Genomic DNA, 14,788 nt, shown 5'->3' with positions numbered 1-14,788 from the left:
GCGTCGCGGTCGCGGTCGCGGGACGGTGAGCCGATTAATCGAGATAGAGGAATTCGTTCAGGTTCAGCGCCATGAGGCAGAACAGGTGGAAGGCCCGTTCGTCATCGACCCCGTGCTCGTCGCGCAACTCGTCCAGCAGGGCGATCCCCCGCTCCACCTCCTCGGCCGATGGCGATCGGGAGGTCACGAGCTCGAGGACCCGCCGGATCCCCCCCTCGCGGTCATCGCCGAGTTCCCGGCGCACCCGGTCGCTCAGCGCCTGGGCCTGCTCGTGCAGCAAGGGGCCGTTCAGGGTGCTCAACGCCTGGGTCGGCTGGGTCGTGGCGAAGCGGACCGGGCAGGAGAAATCGGTGTCGGCGGCGTCGAAGCTGGCCAGGATCGGCGTCACCAACGATCGTTTGATGTAAATGTACACGCTTCTCCGGGCTTGTTCTTCGGCCGACGACCGACCCCAGCCGGCCCCCGGCCGCGACTGGCCGGCCAGGTACGCCTCCTGGATGTCGGGGTAGAAGCTCGGCCCGCCCATCTTCGGGTTCAGGGTCCCGGTCACGGCCAGCATCGCGTCTCGGAACTCCTCGGCCGAGAGCCGCCGCAGGTTGAACCGCCAGAACAGGTCGTTCTCCGGGTCGCTCGCCAGGGCCTCGGGGTCCCCCCGCGACGACATCCGGTAGGTGCTCGACATCACGATTTGCTTGTGCAACGGCTTGAAGCGCCAGCCGTTCTCGATGAATTCGGCGGCCAGCCAGTCGAGCAACTCCGGATGGGTCGGCTCCTCCCCCTGGAAGCCGAAGTCATTCGGCGACCGGACGATCCCCCGGCCGAAGTGATAATGCCAGACCCGGTTGACCGCGACCCGGGCCGTCAAGGGGTTCTCAGGACTGACGATCCACTCGGCCAGCACCCGGCGACGGCCCGACGATTGGGCGTCTGCCGACGGGGTCGGCACCGGCGGCTCGGCGGTCCCCAGCACCTCCGGGAACCCCGGCTGCACCACCTCGCCCGGGGCGTGGGCGCTCCCCCGGATCATGATGGTGGTTTCCGGGGCGCGAGGGCCGTGCTCCCGGGCGCTCAAGGCCATCGGCAGCGGAGGGACCGGCGGGATCGCCCTCCAGCGGCCGATCAGGTCGCGATACGAGGCCAGATCCTCGGGGTCGAGTTCCCGCTCGGCCATCCCGTCGAGGACGTGCCGACGCTCGTCGAACGAGCCGTCCCTCAGCTTCGACCGCCTCGGTTCGGGGACCGTCGCCAGCAGTTTCGCCTCGATCGGGGCCAAGTCCCGCTCGATCGCCGCCTCGCGCCGCGACCGCTCGGCGACGGCCCGGTCGTGCGCCTCGCGCTGCTCGTCCGAGGCGATCTCGGTGAGGATGTGATCCTCGTCGTACGAGTACGGCTTCAGGTTGTGGAAGAAGGCGAGGAAGCGGTAGTAATCGCGCTGGGGGATGGGGTCGATCTTGTGGTCGTGGCACCGGGCGCAGTTGATCGTCAGGCCGAGCATCGCCTGCGAGGTCGTCGAGAGGATGTCGTCCAGCTCGTCGAATCGCGCCTGGGGCGGATCGGTCGGCTCGTCGTCCCAGGCCCCCAGCCGGTAGAACCCGGTGGCGACGATCGATTCCGCCGTCACGTCGTCCAGCTCGTCGCCGGCCAGCTGCTCCAGCAGGAACCGGTCGTACGGCTTATCGTCATTGAATGACGTGATCACATAATCGCGATAGCGCCACGCGTTCGGCTTGGTGTTGTCGCGCTCGAAGCTGTTCGACTCCGCGTACCGGACGACGTCGAGCCAGTGCCTCCCCCAGCGCTCGCCGTAGTGGGGGGAGTCGAGCAGGCGGTCGACCAGGGCCTCGTAGGCGTCCGGCGACTCGTCGTCCACGAACGCCTCGACCTCCTCCGGGGTCGGCGGCAAGCCGGTCAGGTCGTACGAGAGGCGGCGGATCAGGATCGTCCTGGAGGCCTCCGGAGCGGGCGAGAGCCCTTCCTCTTCGAGGCGATCGAGGATGAAGGCATCGATCGGGTGCCTGACCCACTCTGATCGCCCGACCGCCGGCGACTCGGGGCGTCGGACCGGCTGGAAGGACCAGAAGCGGCGATCCTCGTCCGAGATGGCCCCCTCGTCCTCTTCCTCGGCGTCCGGGGCGGGCATCTCCGCCTCGTCCCCGCCGAAGTGGGCGCCCCGGTTGACCCAATCGGTCAGGACGGCAATGGCCTCATCGTCCAGCTTGCCGGTCGGCGGCATTTCCAGGCCGGAATAGGTGATGGCCTCGATCAGCAGGCTCTCGCCGGGTGCCTCCAGGTCGACCGCCGGCCCGAGATCGCCACCCTTGAGCAAGGTTGACCGGGAGGTCAGATCGAGGCCCCCTCGCGTCCGCTCGCCCCCTCCGTGGCAGCGCAGGCAGTGCTGCTCCAGGATCGGGCGGACCGACGCCTCGAAGAACCGGGAGCGATCCGTTTCGGCAGCCTCGTCCTGGCCTCGACCGACACCGGGCACGAGGCTGAGGCTGAGCACGACGAGGCAGCCGAGACGCGTCATCAGGCGAGGTCCTCGGGGGGAAAAGGCGATCGACTCGAGGTTCAACCGGCGATCAAACCCTTGTTGATCGTACCGAATCCGGGCGGATCGGGTCAACCGAGGGGGGGCTCGCGATGCGCCCGGGCCGGGTCGAGCCGCGACGGCCTCACAGGAGGTACGACGCCCGGAACTCCTGCAGCCAGGAGACGAGCGGCTTGGCCTGGCCCTCGGCGTCGAACAGGCCGGCGTGCGGGTAGAAGTGAGGGGCCACGTCGGTGGCGTGGGTCCAGATGACCGACCGCACGTAAGGCTTGGCCGCCGCCAGGGCGACCCACTTGGCGGCCAGGTCGCGCTGCGATTCCGGGGTGGGGGCACCGGGCCACTGCCGCCGTTCCACCTTCAGATCCGTCGAACCCTGGGGATCTTTCCCCCTGGTCGAGGGCAGGGCGATGGTCACGTGGAGCGGCTGATTGAGCAGCGCGAACAGGTCGAGCATGCGTGAGAACTCGAACAGATCGCGCATGTGACTGCCCGGCGAGCTGAAGCCGGGGGCGACTTCCAGGCCGACCCCCGCCAACCCGATCTCGGCCCTCGACAGCGAGTCGGCCACGTGCAAGGGGCCGATCCGGAAGGGACTCGATCCGAGCCACTCGGCCCAGGGCTGGTCGAAGTCGACGATGAGCGGCGTGACCGGATCCACCTGGTGCGCGACCTGCACGCAGCGGGCGGCCAGCCGGATCTGCTCCTCCTCCGACATGCCGAGCACGTCTCCCGAGGCCGGCCGGGCCACCAGGTGCCAGTGGCCGAGCTTGCCCTTGTAGCGAGTCACGGCCTGTCGGACGAGGTCGATGGCCATGGAACTGATCTCCTCGACGTCCCCGGCCCAGAGCCAGAGCCAGTCGGGGAACGACGACGGGCGGAACTCCAGGATCGGCCCGGCCATTGGCAACAACTTATGGGACTGGCACCACTCGATCTGAGCATCGAGCGCGTCCCATCGGTATCGCCCCTCGGTCGGGGCCAGCTCGGCCCAGGTGCAGCGGACTCGAGCGGCGTTGATGACGCCGACGAGCGCCTCGGCCCAGGGGGTTCCCGCCGGATCCGCGTTCAGGCCGCAGCCGAGCAGGGTCGGCAGCTTCGAGGCGTGTTCCAGGCGCTTGCGGATCACCTGGGTCGTGTACGTCGACGTCAGTTGCTCGCCGGCCCGGAACGAGGCGGCCAGGCTCGCCCGGGCGAACGAGGCCGCCCGACCCGGGTCATCGGTGGTGACGGCCCTGGAGAAGGCCCGGATCGACTCCGCCAGCGGGGCCGACACCTCGTCCGGCAGGTGCAGGCCCATGTGCCGCCAGTCGCCGGCCTGCCCCCGCACGTCGAAGAGCTTCCCGCGGGCCAGCTCCACGGTCAGGTCGAACGGCCGATGCCGCTCGGCCAGGGTCGCCGTGCTGACGAACGGCATGCCGAACCCCTCGACCGGGAACGGCACGTGCAGGCGGCCGCTGTCGGGGGCGTCTCGCTGCGTGACGAGCAGGCCGGGGCGCAGGTCGATCGAGACCGGCTCGGGGGTGCGGTCGAGCCCGGTGAAATACCCCCGCTTCAGTTCGGGCAGTCGCTCGGAGAGGTCAGGAGGCGTTAATCGAAACTTCATGACGCCCATCGTCCACGAGTCCTGCCCGAGAAGGCCATTGAGGACACCCAAGCGGCTTGGATGCGAGCTGACCCTGGTTCTGTATTGAGCAATGGTGGGTGCGGCCGGAGCAGCCGGACCCGTCGCGTCCCGGCGACGGCCCGACGCGGCGGGGGGCTGGGCCGGCGTCGATGCGGCGAGGCTGCAAGCCCTCCAGGCCGGATCGCGCAACCCCTGGGAGATCCTACCACCCTCGCCGGATCCCTGCCCAGAATCTTGAGGGCAAAACTGGGCCTGCGTCTTGAGCCCGGGCCGGCCGGAGCGGTTATCATGCAGCATCGCCCGACGAACAGGAACGGGACTTTGCCGGAATCGTCCGGCTCGACCCCGCAACGGACCCCCGAATCATGCCCTTCGTCTTGATTGGCGCCAGCCCGATCCGCCACCAGCCCGGGCCCTTCCGCGAGGTGCTCCACGCCGGGGGCTTCGACACGATCGACCCGGACGGCGACGACGTCCTGACCGCGTCGCAGCTTGCCGAATACTTGCCGGGCTGCGAGGCCATCGTCGCCGGCGGGGAAGGCCTCTCGGCCCCCTTGATCGAGGCGTGCCCGAGGCTCCGCGTGATCGCCCGGACCGGGGTCGGCTACGATGCGGTCGACGTGGCCGCGGCGACGGCCCGCAAGATCGCGGTGACGATCACCCCGGGCACGAATCACGAGAGCGTCGCCGAACAGGCGTTCGCCCTCCTGCTCGGCGTGGCCCGCCGGGTGGCGATCAACGACCGGGTCATCCGGGCGGGGGGCTGGGACCGCACCATCGTCCGCCCCTTGCGGGGCGCGACGATCGGCCTGGTCGGCCTGGGGAGGATCGGCCGGGCGATGGTCCCGCGGGCCCGGGCGTTCGGCATGCGGGTGCTGGCCTTCGACGAGGTGCTCGACCCCGCCTTCGATGCCGAGCACGGCGTCGAGTGCCGCCCGTTCGAGGCCCTGCTGGCCGAGTCGGACGTGGTCAGCCTCCACCTCCCCCTGACCGAAGCGACCCGGAACCTGATCGACGAGCGTCGGATCGCCCTGATGAAGCCGGGGGCCATCCTGATCAACACCAGCCGGGGCGGCCTGGTCGATGAAGCGGCCCTCTACCAGGCCCTCACGAACGGCCACCTCGCCGGGGCCGGCCTCGACGTCTTCCAGGCCGAGCCGACGCGGGCCGACCACCCGCTGATCGCCCTGCCGAACGTCGTGTCCAGCCCCCACATCGCCGGCGTGGATGAACGATCGATGGCGGACATGGCCGAGATGGCGGCCCGTTGCATCGTGGACCTGCACGAAGGGCGATGGCCGGGGCCTTGCGTGGTCAACCCCGAGGTCGGCCCCGATTGGTGCTGGTGAGCTGGCCGGGCCGGCCGCCCGATGAGTCGACTGGGGGGGACCCTCGCCGGCCGCTCGTCGAAAGCCGGCGAGAGGGATCGGGCGGCGTCGCGTTCTCGGTAGCTCGCTCGGTCGGCCCGGACCGGGCTCAGACCTGGAACGAACTCCCGCAGCCGCAGCTCTTGGTCACGTTCGGGTTGTTGAAGGCGAAGCCGCGACGGCCGAGGTCGTCGATGAAGTCGATGACGGTGCCGTCGAGGTAGGGGTCGAACTTCTTCTCGATCGCCAGGCGGACGCCGTGGTACTCGGCCACGCGGTCGCGCTCGCTGGTCTCGGAATCGAAGTTCAGGCTGTAGGAGAAGCCGCTGCAGCCGCCGCCCTGCACGCCGACGCGCAGGACCAGCTCCTGGCCGTTGCCCTGCTCTTCGATGATGCGCTTGACCTCGCTGGCGGCCTTTTCGGTGAGCGTGACACTCATCGGGTTCGTGCTCCTGACTCGGATCTTCGGTTCGGAGGGAGGAACGGCGAACGGATGTCGCCGGTGGGTGCAATCAACGTCAATTATTCTACGCAGTTGGCGGCCGATCACAAGTCGGCCCGCGTCAGATCTCGGCGATTGGCCGGGCCGTCGGGGCCCGATTGTCGCAGCCGGGCCACGGTTTCCGCGACGATCCGCGCGGCCTGATCAATTTCAACGCTCGTCGTGAATCGACCGAGTCCGAACCGCAAACTCGCCCGGGCGAGCCGCTCATCCCGCCCCATCGCCCGGAGAACGTGACTCGGTTCCGGTTCGGCCGAGGAGCAGGCCGCCCCCGAGCTGACGGCCAGGGTGCGGAGGCCCATCAACAGGGCTTCCCCTTCGATTCCTTCGAAGCTCAGATTCAAATTGTTCGGCAACCGATCGGTGGGATGACCGTTGAGGAGGACGCCTTGATCGTCGAGCAAGGCCCGGATCGCCCGATCCAGGCGGTCGCGGAGCGTTCGCATCCGATCGGCGTCGCTTGGCCCTTCCTCCCGGCTCAGTTCGGCGGCCTTGCCCAGCCCGACGATCAAGGGGACCGGCAACGTCCCGCTGCGTAATCCTCGCTCGTGACCGCCGCCGTCGACCAGGGATGAGAGCCGAGCCCGCCTCCCCTGACGGCGGACGTAAAGGGCGCCGATCCCCTTGGGACCGTGGAACTTGTGACCGGTCAGGCTCAAGAGATCGATCGGGTCGGTCTGGACGTCGATCGGCACCTTGCCGGCGGCCTGGGCCGCGTCGGAGTGGAACAGGATCCCTCGATCCCGGCAAAGCTTGCCGATTTCCCCGATCGGGTTGATCGTGCCGACCTCGTTGTTGGCCGCCATGACCGAGACCAGGACGGTCTGCTCGGTCAAGGTCGCCTCGACCGCGTCGACGGTGATCTGTCCGTGAGGGTCAGCAGGGACGATGCTCAGGTGCCAGCCCGATTCTCTTGAGAGGCGGCGGAGCGGATCGAGTACGGCCCGGTGCTCGACGCTCGAACAGACGAGGTGCCCCCCCTTTTGCCCCTTGGCGGCGAGGGCGGTTCCTTTGAGGGCGAGGTTGTTGGCCTCGGTCGCTCCGGAGGTGAAGACGATCTCGGACGGCTCGGCCCCGATCAAGGCGGCCACCTGCTCGCGAGCCCGATCCACCGCGTCGCTCGCCTCCCAGCCAAAGCGGTGCGAGAGGCTGGAGGCGTTGCCGTACTGCTCCAGGAAGAACGGCAGCATGGCCTCGACGACGCGGGGGTCGGTGCGGGTCGTGGCGTGGTTGTCGAGGTAGATCGGCGGTGCGGTCACGGCGGGCGACTCGGGACGCGGGACGAAATTCGGGTGATCGGCCGGCGGTTCGTTCGAAATCCACCTTGCCGAAAAGCGGCGGCTCGATCAAGCTAGGCCGCCCCGCTCGGGAAGGAACCCCCACGAGATGGTCATCGGAGGACGCGAACCATGGGCTACGACAAGCAGCAGGCGACGGAAGAGTTCATCCGCTGGAGCGAGTCGTACGACCGCTGCATCCTCCAGTGGTTGCTTTTCGGCCCCTCGCACCGGGCATTGATCTCCCGAATCCGAGAACGGTTCGGCGACCGGCCGATCCGGGTGCTCGACGCCGGTTGCGGCACCGGCCAGTTCGGCGAGAAGATCCTCAAGGCCTTGCCGAATGCCCAGGTCTTCGGCATGGATCTCGTCGCCGAGATGCTCCGGGGCGGGGCGAGGCGCTGGTCCTCGCACCGCGACACCCTGATGCCGGTCCAGGGGGACAGCGAGCACCTGCCGTTCGCCGACGGCAGCTTCGACGTGGTGACCTGCGCCAACAGCTTCCACCACTATCCCGACCAGCAGCGGGCCGTCACCGAGATGCACCGGGTCTTGAAGCCCGGGGGCCGGTTGATGCTGGTCGACGGCTTCCGAGACGCCCCCTGGGGCTGGTTCATCTACGACGTCTGCGTCGAGTCGATCGAAGGGAACGTCCACCACTGCTCCCGAAGCCGGATGCGCGACCTGTTCGCCAACGCCGGGTTCGTCGAGACGAATCAGAAGGTCCACCGGGGCCCCGCCCCGTTCCTCCTGACCGAGGGGACGGCCCGGACGGCCTCGACCCTCGGCCGGCCGCACTTCAAGGTGTCGACGCCGGGCGTGCGTCAGCATTCGAGGGCCTGAGGCGTCGGGCATGCGTCGGCGTCTCCCGCTTCCAGGGTTCAGGTGACGGGGCCGGCGGCGCCCGAGAAGGCCCGCCAGGCGCCGGCGTCGAGGATCTCGGCGATGGCGTCGATCGCCAGGTCCAGCTCGTCGTCCCTCGTGTAGAAGTGCGGGGAGAGGCGGATGCCGGCGCCGGGGCGGTAGTCGCAGAGGATCTCCCGGGCCTTCAAGGCTCGGGAGACGGCCAGCCCTTCCGGCACGTCCAGGGCGACCGTCCCCGCTCGGCGGTCCGGATCGCGCGGGGTGGTGGAGCGGAACCCCCGGGCGTCGGCCAGGCGGAGCAGGTGCCCGGTCTGGTGGACTGACTTGTCCCGGATGGCGTCGATGCCGGCCTCCCGGACGATCTCCAGCCCCGGCCGGGCGGCATAGAGGGCGGGGATGCTGGGTGTGCCGTTGAGGAACCGCCAGGCGTCGGACCGGCGATCGAGGGTCGGCTCGAAGGCGAACGGCCGGGCGTGGGACATCCAGCCGGTCAGGCGAGGGGTAAGCCCTTCTCGAAGCTCGGGGCGGACCCAGAGGAACGCGGTCCCCGGGCCTCCGCAGAGCCACTTGAGGCAGCCGCCGATGTACACGTCGACGCCGAGCGACCGGACATCGACCGGGATCGAGCCGACGGCCTGGTAGCCGTCGATGATCGTGACCGCGCCGACCTTCCTGGCCCGTTCGGCGATGGCGGCGACGTCGTGGATGTACGAGCTCTTGAACAGGACGTGGGAGAGGTTGACGAGGGCGGTCCGCTCGTCGATGGCGTCGATGACCCGCTGGGTGTCGATGGTGATGCCGTCGTCGGTCGGGACGTCGACGACCTCGGCCCCGTCGGCCTTCAGGCCTTCGATCAGGTAGCGGACGGAGGGGAAGTGCATGGCGTCGGTGACGACCCGGGGGCGAGGCCCTCGGAAGTCGAAGGCGCTGAAGACGACGGCGTGGGCGAGGGTGACACCCGGATGGAAGACGACCTCGCCGGGACCGGCCCCGATCAACGGGGCGACCAGGTCGCCGGTCGAGGCGGCCAGCTCCCACCAGGATTCCTCCCAGGCCCGGACGCCTCGCGAGGCCCAGGTGCTCGCGTACTCGCGGAGGCTCGCCCCGACCGCCTCGGGCATGGCGCCGAGGGAGTTACTGATGAGGTAGGTCGTCGTCCCGAGGATCGGGAAGCGATCGCGGAAGCCCAGAAGGGGGTCGGACTGATCGGGGTCGCTCATGAGGGGAGCGTCCTCAGGATGGCTCGCACCGGGCTGGCGTCGAAGCCGACGAGCCGGAGCGGCAGGGCGATCAGCTCGTATCGCCCCTCGGGGACGTCGGCGAGGACCAGGCCTTCGAGGATGGTCATGCCGAGATCGAGGCAGCGGTGATGCGCCGGCAGGTCCTTCGAGGAGAAGGGATCGACGCTCGGCGTATCGACCCCGACGAGCCGGACGCCGCGATCGTGCAGGAAGGGGATGAGGTCGGGGTCGAGGCCGTTGAAGTCCTCGCGGAAGGACTCGGGGTCGGGGAAGGAACCGGTGGCGATCAACAGGCGGGGGGCGTCGATCGTGGCCTCTCGCAGATGATCGACCCCAATCAGTCCCCCCGGCTCGGCCGCGACGCGGACGACCCGGCAGGGGCCGACGAAGCGGTCGAGCGGCCAGAAGTCGACCCCTCCCGAGCCTCGGCCATAGTGGTTCGGGCCGTCGACGTGGGAGCCGAGGTGGACGGTCGCGTGCAGGGTCGAGAGGGTGAGGTTGTCGCCGCGGTCGAGGTCGAGCAGGACCTCGCGGGTCGGCGGGGTGTCGCCCGGCCAGACCTGGAGGCGGTCGGAGATGGGCGGGGAGAGGTCGTAGATCATGCGAACGAGCCCCCGATCCCCCGGACCTCGTCGAGGCCCTTGCGGAGTGTCTGCGTGGACTGGAGGAAGGCGGAACGCTCGGCGGGGGTCAGCGGGAGGTCGATGACGTGCTCGGCCCCCCCTCGGCCGACGACCGTGGGCAGGCTGCTGGACATCGGTCCGGAGAGCCCTTCCAGGTGTTCGAGCGGGGAGCAGACGGTCAGCACGGTCTTCTGGTCGCGGAGGATCGCCTCGACGATACTGACGAGGGCCAGGCCGATGGCGTAGTAGGTGGCCTGTTTCCGCTGGATAATCTCGTAGGCGGCGGTGCGGGTCTGCTCGGCGATCCGCTCGCGGTCGACCAGGTCCTTGGAACGTCCCTGGGCGCCGACGAAGGTGTCGAGGCCGACGCCGCCGATGGTGGCCAGGCTCCAGACGGGGACCTGGGTGTCGCCGTGCTCGCCGATGATGTAGGCGTGGACGCTCCGGGGGTTGACCCGGAAGTGCTCCCCCAGGAGGTATCGGAAGCGGGCCGTGTCGAGGACCGTGCCGGAGCCGAGGACCCGGCCGTGGGGCAATCCGGCCGCCTCGGCGGCGATCTGCGTCAGGACGTCGACCGGGTTGGTGGCGATGAGCTGGATCGCGCTGGGGGAGGCGGCGGCGACCTTGGGGACGATGTCCTCGATGACGGCCGCGTTCTTGGCCAGCAGGTCGAGCCGGGTCTCGCCGGGGCGCTGGTTGCGGCCGGCGGTGATGACGACGACCTCGGCGTCGGCCAGGTCGTCGTAGGTCCCGGCCCGGACCCGCATGGGGGAGACGAAGGGGAGGCCGTGGTTCAGGTCCATGGCCTCGCCTTCGGCGCGGCGGGGGTCGAGGTCGATCATGACCAGCTCGCTGGCCACCCGGCGCTGCATGAGGGCGTAGGCGAACGAGCTGCCGACCATGCCGGTGCCGACCAGGCCGACCTTGCCGCCGCGTGCTTCTCCGATCATCCGTCGGCCTCCTCGGGCATCGTGTCGTGGTTCGGTGAGGGTCCTCGACTAGCGTAGCGGATCGACCACCCCTCGGCGACCGATCGGGGCGGCGACCGCCCGGATCGGCTCAAGCTCGGGTGGGCAATCGGGCCGAAGGATGGTAGAGACGGTCCCCATGGCCGGAGTGCGCCCGGAGCCGACCGGCCTCCCCCCCTTCGCATGGATGGTGCGTGGAGATCCGACTGATGGACCGGCGACAGGCGATCCGAGCGGCGGGCCTCTTGATGGCCCAGGCGACGATTGGGGCCTCGGTGGCGAAGGGCCAGGACTTCGGGGCCCTGCTCGAAGACTTCGGCAAGGACCTGCTCCGGCAGCAATTGAGCCCCGAGAACATCCAGCGGACCTTGAAGCCGCACCTGACGGGGGAGACCTTCCCGATCCGGACGGCCGACGGCTGGACCCTGGTCGCCCACCGGTTCCGGCCGAGCACGGGGGTCAGGCCGGGCACGATGCCGGTGATCCTCTGCCACGGTTTGAGCTACAACGCCCAGTTCTGGGACATCAGCCCCGAGGTCAGCTTCCCGCAGTACCTGGCCGAGCGAGGCTGGGACGTCTGGGTGGTGAATCTGAGAGGATCGGGCCTCAGCTCGAAGTGGGTGGCCAAGATCGACGCGGCGCCGACGATGGTCGTGGGGGGCCTGATCCGGAGGGCCACGAACAACCGGATGGCCCCGACCGGCTACGCCACGCTCGACCCGAAATTTGCCCGCTGGAACCTGGACGACCACATCAACTACGACGTGCCGGCCCTGGTCCACCTGGTCCGGTCGCACACGAGGGCGCCCGAGGTGGCCTGGGTCGGGCACTCGATGGGGGGGATCATCGGCCTCTGCCACCTGGCCCGGTATCAGAACCCGGGGATCGGCCAGTTGGTGACGGTCGGCAGCCAGGTGACGATGCCGAACGGGCAGCTCGCGACCCAGTTCCTCATGGAGCTGCTCGCCCTGAGGCAGGGGCAGATCGCCGGGCAGATCCTGCCCGAGGAGCTGTTGATCGACTCGAAGACGAGCATCGACAACATGTTCTTCAACAACAGCCACGTGGACCCGAGAGTGTATCGGGCCCTGACGCACGACGGGATCGACGTCCCTTCGATCGGACTCCTGCAGCAGTATCTCACCCTGGCGGCGAGGAAGGAACTGCTCGACGCGGGGAAGACCTTCAGCTACGCGGCGATGCTGCCGAACGTCCAGGTGCCGATCCTGGTCGCCTGCGGATCGACCGATCAACTGGCCCCGCCTTCGGTGCAGCAGACGATCTACGAGCGGGTCGGCTCGACGGACAAGACGTTGATGTACTTCGGCCGCTCCTACGGATTCGCCGCCGATTCGGGCCACTCCGACGCCCTCGTCGGCCGGACGAGCCGCCAGCAGGTGTACCCGACGATCGAGCAATGGATGCTCGGGGCACGCTGACCGCCCCCCAAGAGGCGAATGACGACGTCGGCGGGTCGAGCCTCCTCCGACCGGGGAGGGTCGGGATCGGGGAGGAGGCCGCTCGCGCCTGCCGACTGCCGTTCGGGTCTCGCGATCCTTTCGTGTTCATCGCGATCGTTCTCCTGTTGGGGGACCCGCGTTCGCGCGCCGACACCGAGCCTGGCCTTGGCCGACGATCGAGGACCCGGGCCCCCGTTCGGATTCGGGCGGATCGCGGTGTTCCGTCGAAGCGACAGGTGCGGGTTGAGGGTCGATCTCATGAGTCATCATCCGGTGGTCGGGGGGCTGTCTGCTCTGGTGGTCGCCTCGCTGAGCCTTTCTTTCGGGAGCGCGGCGCAGGCGGGCCTGATCCTCGATCTCGATTTCAGCAGGGGGGATACGCTCGCGACCCTGGGCAGTCAGGGGCTTTCATTCGTGGCCTCGTCGAACGTGCAGGAGTCGGATTTCGCCCAGGTGGCCGATGGCAAGCTGATTCTGAACAGCATGGGGTTCTCCTCCGATATTTATGCCGGGTATCAGCTTGCCCCCGGCTACGCGGCCGATCGAGACACGACGCTGGAAGTCGTGACGCGAGTCACGAACAGCACCAGCGCCTTCGGGCTTTATCTCGGTTTCGGAGGTGAGGAGGAGTACGCCGTACTCTTCGCCAACCCGAACTCCTGGCACATGTACCAGATCGCGACGGGTTCAGTCTCGGGAGAGGTCAAGTACACGCTGTCGACGTCGGCCAACTCGAACGGCTACGTCCTGAAGGTGAATGACGTGGTCGTCCACACGGGAACACTGCCGGGCGGGTCTTCCAGCAGCGCCGGGCTTTATTTCGGCGACGGAACGCCGACCGGCGGGAACATGAGGGCAGAGATCACCTCGATCCGGTATTCCTCCAGCCTCCCGGGGGGCGATCCGGTGGCGGTTCCCGAACCGTCGACTCTGGTGATGGCGCTGACGGGGAGCCTTTGCATCCTGGGCGGCTCCTGGCATCGCGTCAGGAGGAGACGCCGAGCGCTCAGGATGGCGGCGGCCTGATCGGTCGGTCGAGACGGAGGGCGGGATCGGGGGCGCGGACCGGTCCTGAACCCTCCTCAGGAGAGGGGGTGTTTCACCGATCGGCGCGAGGATCGCGAACGGGCCGTCAGGCGTTGCGGCGGGCCAGGGCGGCCCGGGCGCGTCGAGCGCGGCGGTTCAAGGGGGCGGAAGGGGTCGATACGGTCGGTTGCAGTTTGCCGGACTCCCTCGGGGCACCGCCGGTCGCGGGTTCGTTTCGGGAGGAGGAGGGTGCGGACGTACGGCCAGCGGGTCGAGGCTCGGGGTCGGGTTCGGCAGGAGGATGGGGTGTCGTGACCTCGGGCCGGCTTCGAGAGGTGGTCCGATCGGGCCGGGGGCCAGGAGCGCCCGACTCGGCGGGAGCAATCGGTCCGGCCGGGGCGCGTCGCGAGGACGCCTGGGAGTGACGCAACTCCCTGTGATATCGAGAGATCTGGCGTCGAGCGTCGGCGGCGTAGCGTTCGAGGAGGCGGAGGGGGGCGGGGTCGGTGGCGAGCAGGCCGGACTCGGCGTCGAGGCGGTGGCGGGCGTCTCGGGCGTCGAGGGAGGAGTCGAGGCGCTCGCGGAGCGCGGCGACGGCCTGGGCGACGAGGTCGAGGCCGGGAGCGGCGCCGGAGTCGCTCGGGTCGAGGTCCCAGGGGCCGGAACCGTCTCGGGCCGAGGGGGGGACGCCGAGCAGGTCGAGGGCGAGGTCCCAGGTCTCGGGGGTCCAGCCGTCGCGGCGGGTGAGCGACTGGCCGACCTCGGCCCAGCGGTCGAGGAGCCAGAGGACCCCGTGCTTGCCCTGGAGCAAGAGGGGTTGGATGCGGTCGGCCCGGCCGGACAGTCGGGCGCCGAGCGAGGCGGCCTCGGCGGCGCGGTCGTCGTCCCACGATTCGGCGGCGGTGGTGGCCAGTTCGGCTCGGGCGGCGCAGATGCGTTCCTCGCAGAATTCGAGGCGGACGGACTCGGCCACGAGGCGATCGAAGGCCCACTGCTGGAGCGGGCCTTGCAGGTCGTACTCGGGCCCCCAGAGGGCCTTGCGATCGGCGATGGCGGCGGCCATGTCGGCGGGCGTTCGGGTGCCGACGCGGGAGAGGCCGTGCTTCAGGGCGTTCCGGCTGGAGGAGGCCTTGCCGGCCTCGGTCTTCGGGCCGGTCGAGCGGAGCGCATTGAGGCGATTGGCGAGGATCTGCGAGAGGGAGGCGGCCATGGGGGGAGTCCAAATGGGGTGCGGATTCAAAAGGAGAGACCGGCATTGCCGCCCGAGATCGCGCGGCGATCGCTGACG

At 69.3% G+C, this 14,788-nt stretch carries 12 protein-coding genes; 4 read left to right on the top strand and 8 right to left on the bottom strand.

Features of this window, described 5'->3' with window-relative positions; all coding sequences use genetic code 11:
* Positions 1-34: 34 nt before the first annotated feature.
* Together AB1L88_RS05560 and AB1L88_RS05555 are read right to left on the bottom strand one after the other, a co-directional pair.
* A complete protein-coding gene (locus AB1L88_RS05560) occupies positions 35-2,527 on the bottom strand; it encodes a PSD1 and planctomycete cytochrome C domain-containing protein (protein ID WP_367095646.1) in 2,493 nt (830 codons plus the stop codon).
* Between the two features lie 145 nt (positions 2,528-2,672).
* The gene (locus tag AB1L88_RS05555; protein WP_367095645.1) at positions 2,673-4,151 is read right to left on the bottom strand and encodes a hypothetical protein; all 1,479 of its coding nucleotides are present in this window, start codon (positions 4,149-4,151) and stop codon (positions 2,673-2,675) included.
* Positions 4,152-4,537: 386 nt separating this feature from the next.
* Between AB1L88_RS05555 and AB1L88_RS05550 the strand changes: the two genes are divergently transcribed.
* Complete coding sequence (locus AB1L88_RS05550) at positions 4,538-5,521, top strand: phosphoglycerate dehydrogenase (protein ID WP_367095644.1); 984 nt, start codon at positions 4,538-4,540, stop codon at positions 5,519-5,521.
* Positions 5,522-5,648: 127 nt separating this feature from the next.
* On the opposite strand, the gene AB1L88_RS05545 is transcribed toward AB1L88_RS05550, so the two are convergent.
* Together AB1L88_RS05545 and AB1L88_RS05540 are read right to left on the bottom strand one after the other, a co-directional pair.
* Positions 5,649-5,978, bottom strand: a complete 330-nt coding sequence (locus AB1L88_RS05545) for an iron-sulfur cluster assembly accessory protein (protein WP_367095643.1) — start codon at positions 5,976-5,978, stop codon at positions 5,649-5,651.
* Between the two features lie 107 nt (positions 5,979-6,085).
* Entirely contained in the window at positions 6,086-7,300 is a 1,215-nt protein-coding gene (locus AB1L88_RS05540; protein WP_367095642.1) for a cysteine desulfurase family protein, read from the bottom strand.
* Between the two features lie 150 nt (positions 7,301-7,450).
* Here AB1L88_RS05540 and AB1L88_RS05535 point away from each other — a divergent pair, with 150 nt between their 5' ends.
* Complete coding sequence (locus AB1L88_RS05535) at positions 7,451-8,161, top strand: methyltransferase domain-containing protein (RefSeq protein ID WP_367095641.1); 711 nt, start codon at positions 7,451-7,453, stop codon at positions 8,159-8,161.
* Positions 8,162-8,199: 38 nt separating this feature from the next.
* On the opposite strand, the gene AB1L88_RS05530 is transcribed toward AB1L88_RS05535, so the two are convergent.
* The 3 genes from AB1L88_RS05530 to AB1L88_RS05520 are packed head-to-tail and all read right to left on the bottom strand — an operon-like array spanning position 8,200 to position 10,996.
* A complete protein-coding gene (locus tag AB1L88_RS05530; RefSeq protein WP_367095640.1) occupies positions 8,200-9,402 on the bottom strand; it encodes an aminotransferase class V-fold PLP-dependent enzyme in 1,203 nt (400 codons plus the stop codon).
* The gene (locus AB1L88_RS05525) at positions 9,399-10,025 is read right to left on the bottom strand and encodes a cyclase family protein (protein ID WP_367095639.1); all 627 of its coding nucleotides are present in this window, start codon (positions 10,023-10,025) and stop codon (positions 9,399-9,401) included. The genes AB1L88_RS05530 and AB1L88_RS05525 overlap by 4 nt, the downstream gene beginning before the upstream one ends.
* Positions 10,022-10,996 carry an L-lactate dehydrogenase gene (locus tag AB1L88_RS05520; RefSeq protein WP_367095638.1) on the bottom strand — a complete coding sequence of 325 codons (975 nt, stop codon included), beginning with the start codon at positions 10,994-10,996 and terminating at the stop codon, positions 10,022-10,024. The genes AB1L88_RS05525 and AB1L88_RS05520 overlap by 4 nt, the downstream gene beginning before the upstream one ends.
* Positions 10,997-11,223: 227 nt before the next feature.
* On the opposite strand from AB1L88_RS05520, the gene AB1L88_RS05515 reads away from it, so the two are divergent.
* Positions 11,224-12,453, top strand: coding sequence for an alpha/beta fold hydrolase (locus tag AB1L88_RS05515; RefSeq protein ID WP_367095637.1), 1,230 nt, complete (start codon positions 11,224-11,226; stop codon positions 12,451-12,453).
* A 279-nt stretch (positions 12,454-12,732) separates the two neighbouring features.
* The gene (locus tag AB1L88_RS05510) at positions 12,733-13,500 is read left to right on the top strand and encodes a hypothetical protein (RefSeq protein ID WP_367095636.1); all 768 of its coding nucleotides are present in this window, start codon (positions 12,733-12,735) and stop codon (positions 13,498-13,500) included.
* Between the two features lie 106 nt (positions 13,501-13,606).
* On the opposite strand, the gene AB1L88_RS05505 is transcribed toward AB1L88_RS05510, so the two are convergent.
* Positions 13,607-14,710, bottom strand: coding sequence for a hypothetical protein (locus tag AB1L88_RS05505; protein WP_367095635.1), 1,104 nt, complete (start codon positions 14,708-14,710; stop codon positions 13,607-13,609).
* Positions 14,711-14,788 lie beyond the last annotated feature (78 nt).

The sequence above is a fragment of the Tautonia sp. JC769 genome, from assembly GCF_040717455.1.
Classification (GTDB): domain Bacteria; phylum Planctomycetota; class Planctomycetia; order Isosphaerales; family Isosphaeraceae; genus Tautonia.
This window is presented reverse-complemented; position numbering and strand designations above follow the sequence as displayed.